General features: G+C 41.9%; 6 protein-coding genes. 5 read left to right on the top strand and 1 reads right to left on the bottom strand.

Features of this window, described 5'->3' with window-relative positions; translation table 11 throughout:
* The first annotated feature begins 96 nt into the window (after positions 1-96).
* The 5 genes from rnc to ftsY are packed head-to-tail and all read left to right on the top strand — an operon-like array spanning position 97 to position 7,227.
* Positions 97-795: a ribonuclease III gene (rnc, locus tag O3599_RS09620; RefSeq protein ID WP_261072692.1), complete on the top strand. Its 699-nt coding sequence runs from the start codon at positions 97-99 to the stop codon at positions 793-795.
* Positions 786-4,325, top strand: a complete 3,540-nt coding sequence (smc, locus tag O3599_RS09615) for a chromosome segregation protein SMC (RefSeq protein ID WP_371512713.1) — start codon at positions 786-788, stop codon at positions 4,323-4,325. The genes rnc and smc overlap by 10 nt, the downstream gene beginning before the upstream one ends.
* Complete coding sequence (locus O3599_RS09610) at positions 4,322-5,116, top strand: HAD family hydrolase (RefSeq protein WP_314435603.1); 795 nt, start codon at positions 4,322-4,324, stop codon at positions 5,114-5,116. Before smc ends, O3599_RS09610 begins: the two co-directional genes overlap by 4 nt.
* Positions 5,116-5,934 (top strand): Cof-type HAD-IIB family hydrolase, encoded by an 819-nt coding sequence (locus tag O3599_RS09605; protein ID WP_261063003.1) that lies wholly within the window; start codon positions 5,116-5,118, stop codon positions 5,932-5,934. The genes O3599_RS09610 and O3599_RS09605 overlap by 1 nt, the downstream gene beginning before the upstream one ends.
* Before the next feature lie 3 nt (positions 5,935-5,937).
* On the top strand, positions 5,938-7,227 hold the full coding sequence (ftsY, locus tag O3599_RS09600; protein ID WP_371512710.1) for a signal recognition particle-docking protein FtsY: 1,290 nt from the start codon (positions 5,938-5,940) through the stop codon (positions 7,225-7,227).
* 45 nt (positions 7,228-7,272) lie between these two features.
* Here ftsY and zwf read toward each other — a convergent pair whose 3' ends face one another.
* Positions 7,273-8,760 (bottom strand): glucose-6-phosphate dehydrogenase, encoded by a 1,488-nt coding sequence (gene zwf / locus O3599_RS09595; protein ID WP_101781815.1) that lies wholly within the window; start codon positions 8,758-8,760, stop codon positions 7,273-7,275.
* Positions 8,761-8,879 lie beyond the last annotated feature (119 nt).

Here is an 8,879-nt window from a genome sequence, read left to right as displayed (position 1 = left end):
GAATTCCCAAATGCTCTCCAGTCCCGTTTTAGAGTGACTCAGGGGGCTTTTTTTGATATAATAAAAAGGACTGTTATCAGTTAGAAAGAGGTTGGTATGAAAGAATTACAAACTGTACTTAAAAACCATTTTGCAATCGAATTTGCAGACAAAAACTTATTGGAGACTGCCTTTACTCATACGAGTTATGCCAATGAGCACCGCCTCTTAAAAATTTCACATAATGAACGCTTGGAATTTTTAGGAGACGCTGTTCTACAGTTATTGATTTCAGAATATCTGTATAAAAAATATCCTAAAAAGCCTGAAGGTGATTTGTCCAAACTCCGTGCCATGATTGTCCGCGAGGAGAGTTTGGCTGGATTTGCGCGTGATTGCCAGTTTGACCAGTTTATCAAGCTAGGTAAGGGGGAAGAAAAATCTGGGGGGCGCAATCGTGACACCATTCTTGGCGATGCCTTTGAAGCCTTCCTCGGTGCCCTCCTTTTGGACAAGGATGTGGCCAAGGTCAAGGCATTTATCTATCAAGTCATGATTCCTAAGGTTGAAGCAGGCGAGTTTGAGATGATTACAGACTACAAAACCCATCTTCAAGAGTTACTACAGGTCAATGGGGATGTGGCTATTCGTTATCAAGTGATTTCTGAAGCGGGTCCTGCCCATGATAAGGTCTTTGATGTAGAAGTTCTTGTTGAAGGCAAGAGTATTGGTCAAGGTCAAGGTCGCTCTAAGAAATTAGCAGAGCAGGAAGCTGCCAAAAATGCCGTTGAGAAAGGGCTGGATTCATGTATTTAAAGGAAATCGAAATTCAGGGATTCAAGTCTTTTGCTGACAAGACCAAGGTCGTCTTTGATCAAGGTGTGACGGCAGTTGTTGGACCAAATGGATCTGGAAAGTCCAATATTACAGAAAGTTTGCGTTGGGCTTTGGGGGAGTCTAGTGTCAAGAGTCTCCGTGGTGGCAAGATGCCAGATGTCATCTTTGCTGGAACAGAAAGTCGCAAACCGCTCAATTATGCTTCTGTAGTTGTGACTTTGGATAATAATGACAGATTTATCAAGGATGCAGGCCAAGAAATCAGGGTAGAACGCCATATTTATCGTAGTGGAGATAGCGAGTACAAGATTGACGGAAAGAAAGTCCGTCTGCGTGATATTCATGATCTTTTCTTGGATACAGGTTTGGGACGAGATTCTTTTTCTATCATTTCACAAGGCAAGGTTGAGGAGATTTTTAATTCTAAGCCTGAAGAACGTCGTGCCATTTTCGAAGAAGCTGCAGGAGTTTTAAAATACAAGACTCGTAGAAAAGAGACAGAGAGTAAACTGCAGCAAACTCAGGATAATCTAGACCGCCTTGAGGACATTATCTACGAGTTGGATAATCAAATCAAACCTCTTGAGAAGCAAGCTGAGAATGCCCGTAAGTTTTTAGACTTGGAAGGTCAACGCAAGGCTATTTATTTAGACGTGCTGGTTGCTCAAATCAGGGAAAATAAAGCTGAACTAGATTCGACAGAAGAAGAGTTAGCACAGGTTCAAGAACTATTGACCAGTTATTACCAAAAGCGTGAAAAATTAGAAGAAGAAAATCAGAATCTTAAAAAGCAACGCCAAGATTTACAGGCTGAAATGGCCAAAGACCAAGGCAGTTTGATGGATTTGACCAGTCTGATTAGTGATTTAGAGAGAAAATTAGCCTTATCGAAATTAGAATCTGAGCAAGTAGCCCTGAATCAACAGGAAGCACAAGCTCGTTTGGCTGCTTTGGAGGATAAGAGAAATTCACTCAGCCAAGAAAAATCTGATAAAGAAAGCTCTTTAACTCTGTTAGAGGAAAATCTAGTCCAAAATAATCAAAAACTGAATCAATTAGAGGCTGAATTACTAGCTTTTTCAGATGATCCTGATCAGATGATTGAGCTTCTACGTGAACGCTTTGTAGCTCTTTTACAAGAAGAAGCGGATGTCTCAAACCAGCTGACCCGTATTGAGAATGAGTTGGAAAATAGTCGTCAGCTTTCTCAAAAACAAGCAGATCAACTACAAAAACTAAAAGAACAACTGGCTACAGCTAAAGAGAAGGCCAGTCAGCAAAAAGAAGAACTTGAAACTGCCAAGGAGAAGGTTCAGAAATTATTGGCCGATTATCAAATCTGTGCCAAGGAGCAAGAGGAGCAGAAAACTTCCTATCAAACTCAACAAAGTCAACTCTTTGACCGTCTGGATAGTCTCAAAAACAAGCGGGCTAGAGCCCAAAGTTTGGAAAATATCCTGAGAAATCATAGTAACTTTTATGCAGGTGTTAAAAGTGTTCTCCAAGAGAAAGATCGTCTAGGTGGGATTATTGGGGCAGTCAGTGAGCATCTGACCTTTGATGTGCATTATCAAACTGCTCTAGAGATTGCGCTTGGAGCTAGCAGTCAGCATATCATCGTAGAAGATGAGAACGCGGCAACCAAGGTGATTGATTTCCTTAAACGAAACAGAGCCGGTCGTGCAACCTTCCTTCCTTTGACAACAATCAAGGCTCGTACGATTTCTAGCCAGAACCAAGATGCTATTGCTGCAAGCCCAGGTTTCCTTGGGATGGCAGATGAGTTGGTGACATTCGACACTAGACTGGAAGCTATTTTTAAGAATTTGCTAGCTACGACGGCTATTTTTGATACCGTGGAACATGCGCGTGCAGCAGCTCGTCACGTTCGTTATCAGGTTCGTATGGTAACATTGGACGGAACAGAATTGCGCACAGGTGGTTCCTATGCAGGTGGTGCTAATCGCCAGAATAACAGTATTTTCATCAAGCCAGAGCTGGAGCAATTGCAAAAAGAAATTGCTAAAGAAGAAGCAAGCTTGCGTACAGATGAAGCGAGTTTGAAGAACTTGCAAGATGAGATGGCTAGATTGACAGAAAGATTAGAAGCAATCAAATCTCAGGGTGAGCAGGCTCGTATTCAGGAGCAGGGCTTGTCCCTCGCTTATCAGCAGACCAGTCAGCAAGTTGATGAACTGGAAACTCTTTGGAAACTCCAAGAAGAGGAATTAAATCGTCTTTCTGAGGGAGATTGGCAAGCGGATAAGGAAAAATGCCAAGAGCGCCTTACTACAATCGCCAGTGACAAGCAAAATCTGGAAGCTGAGATTGAAGAGATTAAGTCTAACAAAAATGCCATCCAAGAACGCTATCAAAACTTGCAAGAACAGGTAGCGCAAGTTCGCTTGCTTAAGACAGAACTGCAAGGGCAAAAACGTTATGAAGTGGCTGATATTGACCGTCTAGGCAAGGAATTGAATAATCTAGATATCGAACAAGAGGAAATCCAGCGCCTTCTTCAAGAAAAGGTTGATAATCTGGAGAAGGTTGATACAGAATTGCTCAGTCAACAGGCTGAAGAAGCCAAAAACCAGAAAACAAATCTCCAACAAGGTTTGATTCGCAAGCAGTTTGAGTTGGATGATATTGAAGGTCAGCTGGATGATATTTCCAGTCATTTGGACCAGGCACGTCAGCAGAATGAAGAGTGGATTCGCAAGCAAACACGTGCTGAAGCTAAGAAAGAAAAGGTCAGCGAGCGCTTGCGCCATCTACAAAGTCAATTGACAGACCAGTATCAGATTAGCTATACTGAGGCTCTAGAAAAAGCACATGAGTTGGAAAACCTTAATCTGGCAGAGCAAGAGGTGCAGGATTTAGAGAAGGCTATTCGCTCACTGGGTCCTGTCAATTTGGAAGCTATTGACCAGTATGAAGAAGTACACAACCGTATGGATTTCCTCAATAGCCAACGTGATGACATTTTGTCAGCGAAAAACCTGCTCCTTGAGACCATTACAGAGATGAATGATGAGGTTAAGGAACGCTTTAAATCAACCTTTGAAGCCATTCGTGAGTCCTTTAAAGTGACCTTCAAGCAGATGTTTGGTGGAGGTCAAGCAGACCTGATTTTGACTGAAGGAGATCTGCTGACAGCTGGGGTTGAGATTTCTGTTCAACCTCCAGGTAAGAAAATCCAGTCTCTTAATCTCATGAGTGGTGGTGAAAAAGCTCTATCGGCTCTTGCTTTGCTTTTTTCTATCATTCGAGTTAAGACCATTCCATTTGTTATCTTGGATGAGGTGGAAGCTGCGCTGGATGAAGCCAATGTTAAACGTTTTGGGGATTACCTCAACCGCTTTGACAAGGACAGCCAGTTCATCGTCGTAACCCACCGTAAGGGAACCATGGCAGCGGCTGATTCCATCTATGGAGTGACCATGCAAGAATCAGGTGTGTCTAAGATTGTTTCGGTTAAGTTAAAAGATTTAGAAAGTATTGAAGGATGACAATTAAACTAGTAGCAACGGATATGGACGGAACCTTCCTAGATGGGAATGGGCGCTTTGATATGGACCGCCTCAAGTCTCTCTTGGCTTCCTACAAGGAAAAAGGGATTTACTTTGCGGTGGCTTCAGGGCGTGGATTTCTGTCTCTAGAAAAATTATTTGCTGATGTTCGTGATGACATTATTTTCATTGCGGAAAATGGCAGTTTAGTAGAGTATCAGGGTCAAGACTTGTATGAAGCGACCATGTCTCGTGACTTTTATCTGACAACTTTTGAAAAGATGAAAACTTCACCTTATGTAGATATCAATAAACTGCTCTTGACGGGTAAGAAGGGTTCTTATGTGCTAGATACGGTTGATGCAACCTATTTGAAAGAGAGTCAGCATTATAATGAAAATATCCAAAAAGTAGCAAGTCTGGAAGATATTACAGATGACATTTTCAAATTTACAACTAACTTCACAGAAGAAACTCTGGAAGCTGGTGAAGCTTGGGTTAATGAACATGTTCCTGGTGTTAAGGCCATGACAACTGGCTTTGAATCCATTGATATTGTTCTGGACTATGTCGATAAGGGAGTGGCCATTGTTGAACTAGCTAAAAAACTTGGTATCACAATGGATCAGGTTATGGCTTTTGGAGATAATCTAAATGACTTGCATATGATGCAGGTTGTGGGACATCCTGTAGCTCCTGAAAATGCACGACCAGAAATTTTAGAATTAGCAGAGACTGTGATTGGTCACCATAAGGACCAGTCGGTTATAGCTTATATGGAGGGCTTATAATGGCAGATATAAAATTGATTGCATTGGACTTGGATGGGACCTTGCTGACTACTGATAAAAGGTTGACGGATCGTACCAAAGCAACCTTGAAAGCTGCGCGTGATCGTGGTATCAAGGTCGTATTGACAACTGGTCGCCCTTTAAAAGCTATGGATTTCTTTCTCCACGAGCTAGGGACTGATGGCCACGAAGATGAGTATACCATTACCTTTAATGGTGGTTTGGTTCAGAAAAATACAGGTGAAATCCTTGATAAAACAGTCTTTTCATATGATGATGTGGCACGCTTGTATGAAGAAACAGAGAAATTATCACTGCCTCTTGATGCTATCTCAGAAGGAACTGTTTATCAAATTCAATCGGACCAAGAAAGTCTTTATGCCAAATTCAATCCAGCTTTGACCTTTGTTCCAGTGGACTTTGAAGACTTATCTAGTCAAATGACCTACAATAAGTGCGTGACTGCCTTTGCTCAAGAACCCTTGGATGCAGCCATTCAGAAGATTTCTCCAGAATTGTTTGACCAATATGAAATCTTTAAATCACGTGAAATGTTGCTAGAGTGGTCACCAAAGAATGTTCATAAAGCAACAGGATTGGCTAAACTAATCAGTCATCTAGGAATAGAGCAAAGCCAAGTGATGGCCTGTGGTGACGAGGCCAATGACCTTTCTATGATTGAGTGGGCGGGACTCGGTGTTGCCATGCAAAACGCTGTTCCTGAAGTCAAGGCAGTCGCAAATGTAGTGACTCCAATGACCAATGATGAAGAGGCTGTCGCCTGGGCTATCGAAGAATATGTGCTAAAGGAGAACTAAGATATGGGATTATTTGACCGTCTATTCGGAAAAAAAGAAGAACCAAAAATCGAAGAAGTTGTAAAAGAAGCTCTGGAAAATCTTGATTTATCTGAAGATAATGAGCCTGCCTTAACAGAAGCTGAGGAAGTTCTTCAAGAAGATGCAGAAGTTGAAATTGTTGAACAAGCTGAGCTCCAAGAAGATAAAATCCAAGACACAGTTGAAGAAAGTATTGATTCAGGGTCAGTTGTAGAAGTTTCTCAAGAAGAAGTCGAAGAATTGCCAAACTCAGAAGAAGTCCCAGAGGAAGAGAATACTGAGCTCGTAGAGACTGTAGAAGAAAATAGTTCTGAAGTTCTTGAACCAGAAACTCCTCAAGCAGAAGAAACCGTTCAGGAAAAATATGACCGTAGTCTCAAGAAAACTCGTTCAGGCTTCGGAGCTCGCTTAAATGCCTTCTTTGCTAATTTCCGCTCTGTCGATGAAGAATTCTTCGAGGAGTTGGAAGAACTACTGATTATGAGTGACGTTGGTGTCCAAGTCGCTTCTAACTTAACAGAGGAACTACGCTACGAAGCCAAGCTTGAAAACGCCAAGAAACCTGATGCACTTCGCCGTGTCATTATTGAGAAATTGGTTGAGCTTTATGAAAAGGATGGCAATTACGATGAAAGTATCCACTTCCAAGAGGGCTTGACAGTCATGCTCTTTGTCGGGGTCAATGGTGTCGGGAAAACAACTTCTATCGGGAAACTAGCCCACCGCTACAAACAAGCTGGTAAGAAGGTCATGCTGGTTGCGGCAGATACCTTCCGTGCAGGGGCGGTAGCCCAGCTAGCTGAATGGGGTCGACGAGTAGATGTTCCAGTAGTGACTGGACCTGAGAAAGCTGACCCAGCCAGTGTGGTCTTTGATGGAATGGAACGTGCCGTAGCTGAAGGTATCGATATTCTTATGATTGATACCGCTGGTCGTCTGCAAAATAAGGATAACCTTATGGCTGAGTTGGAAAAGATTGGTCGTATCATCAAACGTGTTGTGCCAGAAGCACCCCATGAAACCTTTTTGGCACTTGATGCATCAACAGGTCAAAACGCTCTTGTACAGGCCAAAGAATTTTCAAAAATCACGCCATTAACTGGAATTGTCTTGACTAAGATTGATGGAACGGCTCGAGGTGGTGTGGTTCTAGCCATCCGTGAAGAACTCAATATTCCTGTAAAATTGATTGGTTTTGGTGAAAAAATCGATGATATTGGAGAGTTTAACTCAGAAAACTTTATGAAGGGTCTCTTGGAAGGCTTAATCTAATCAGAAGCAAAAATCCTGCAAGGTACAAACTTGCAGGAAATTTTTTTATTCTAAACGACCATCTTGACGATAGGCGATGTCTGGTTGCCAAGTCCATTTAGCACCAAATTTTTCAAGTAAGTCAAAGCTAGCTTGAGGTCCCATGCTTCCAGCTTTATAGTCATGAAGTGGGGCACCATTTTCAAGCCAGAGTTCTTCGATACGGTCAATCAATTTCCATGACGCACCAACTTCATCCCAGTGGCTAAAGTTAGTTGAGTTGTTATTTAGGACATCATAAATCAATTTCTCGTATGGTTCTGGAGAAGCACCAGTTGCGGTCGCATCTGTACGGTAATCTAGTGAGTTAGGAGCCAAGTTGAATTCTTCTCCTACCTGCTTCCCATTTAGGCTAAGAGAGAAGCCTTCTGTTGGTTGGATATAGATGGTCAAAATGTTTGGAGCAAGTGGTTCTCCAAAGATAGAATCCATTTGTTTAAAGACGATGTTGACATGAGTTCCTTTTTCAGTCAGACGTTTACCAGTACGGAAGAAGAAAGGAACGCCACGGAATCGATCGCTGTTTACAAAGAAGGCACCAGATGCAAAGGTTTCAGTTGTTGATTCTGGATTTACATTTGGCTCGCTACGATAAGAGATATATTTCATGCCATCAATCTTACCAGAGCGGTATTGACCACGGATAAAGTGTTCTTTAAGCTCTTCATCTGTTGGATGATAGAGGTTTTTAAAGACCTTAATCTTTTCGGCACGAATCTCGTCTTTTGTGAAGCTTGCTGGCTTGTCCATGGCAAGGAGAGAAAGAAGTTGTAGTGTATGGTTTTGTACCATGTCGCGGAGGGCACCAGATTGGTCATAGTAGCCACCACGTTCTTCTACACCCAAGCGCTCTGCAAAAGTAATTTGAACATTATCGATAAAGTCCTTGTTCCAAACATTTTCAAAAATCAGGTTTGCAAAGCGAACTGCAAAGATACTTTGAATCATTTCCTTACCAAGATAATGGTCAATACGGAAAATTTGTTCTTCGTCAAATGTTGCTAGGAGTTCGTCATTCAACTTGCTTGCAGTTGCGTAATCTGTACCAAATGGTTTTTCAACGATTAAGCGCTCAAAACCTTTACCATCCACAATGTTTTCAGACTTGAGGTGTTTTGCGATAGTTCCAAAGAACTGAGGTGCCATAGACAAGAAGAAGAGCTTGTTGTGTTCAGCTTGGTACTTATCATTTAGTTCAGCCTGCAATTGACGTAGAGCAATGTAGTGTTCTGTATCGTTGACATCATGACTTTGATAGTAGAAGTGACTAGCGAACTCCTGAGCCTGTTCGGTACTATCTGCCAAATCAAGGATCGATTCGACTACAACAGATTCAAAATATTCCTTGCTCCAAGGACGACGAGCAGTTCCAATGACTGCAAAGTGCTCGGAAAGATTGCCGGATTTATAAAGTCTAAAAAGGGAAGGGTAGAGCTTGCGTTTAGCCAGGTCTCCACTCGCACCGAAAATTGTAACAATAACCTTAGATGACATCTAGCTACCTAATTTCTATTTTTATTCCTAGTCTTGCTAGGTATGAGGAAACCTCATTTCATAAACTTAATTCTAACATAATTTTCCGAAAAATCAAAAAATCCAATACGAGATAGAAA

This window comes from Streptococcus sp. 27098_8_103, from assembly GCF_041432345.1.
Taxonomy (GTDB): domain Bacteria; phylum Bacillota; class Bacilli; order Lactobacillales; family Streptococcaceae; genus Streptococcus; species Streptococcus mitis_BV.
The sequence above is the reverse complement of the archived record's forward strand: the minus strand, read 5'-3'. Positions and strand labels throughout refer to the sequence as shown.

Excerpts from the sequence above, each read along its gene's own strand:
- rnc (WP_261072692.1), top strand. The coding sequence starts at position 97 with ATGAAAGAATTACAAACTGTACTTAAAAACCATTTTGCAATCGAATTT.
- smc (WP_371512713.1), top strand. The coding sequence starts at position 786 with ATGTATTTAAAGGAAATCGAAATTCAGGGATTCAAGTCTTTTGCTGAC.
- O3599_RS09610 (WP_314435603.1), top strand. The coding sequence starts at position 4,322 with ATGACAATTAAACTAGTAGCAACGGATATGGACGGAACCTTCCTAGAT.
- O3599_RS09605 (WP_261063003.1), top strand. The coding sequence starts at position 5,116 with ATGGCAGATATAAAATTGATTGCATTGGACTTGGATGGGACCTTGCTG.
- ftsY (WP_371512710.1), top strand. The coding sequence starts at position 5,938 with ATGGGATTATTTGACCGTCTATTCGGAAAAAAAGAAGAACCAAAAATC.
- zwf (WP_101781815.1), bottom strand. The coding sequence starts at position 8,760 with ATGTCATCTAAGGTTATTGTTACAATTTTCGGTGCGAGTGGAGACCTG.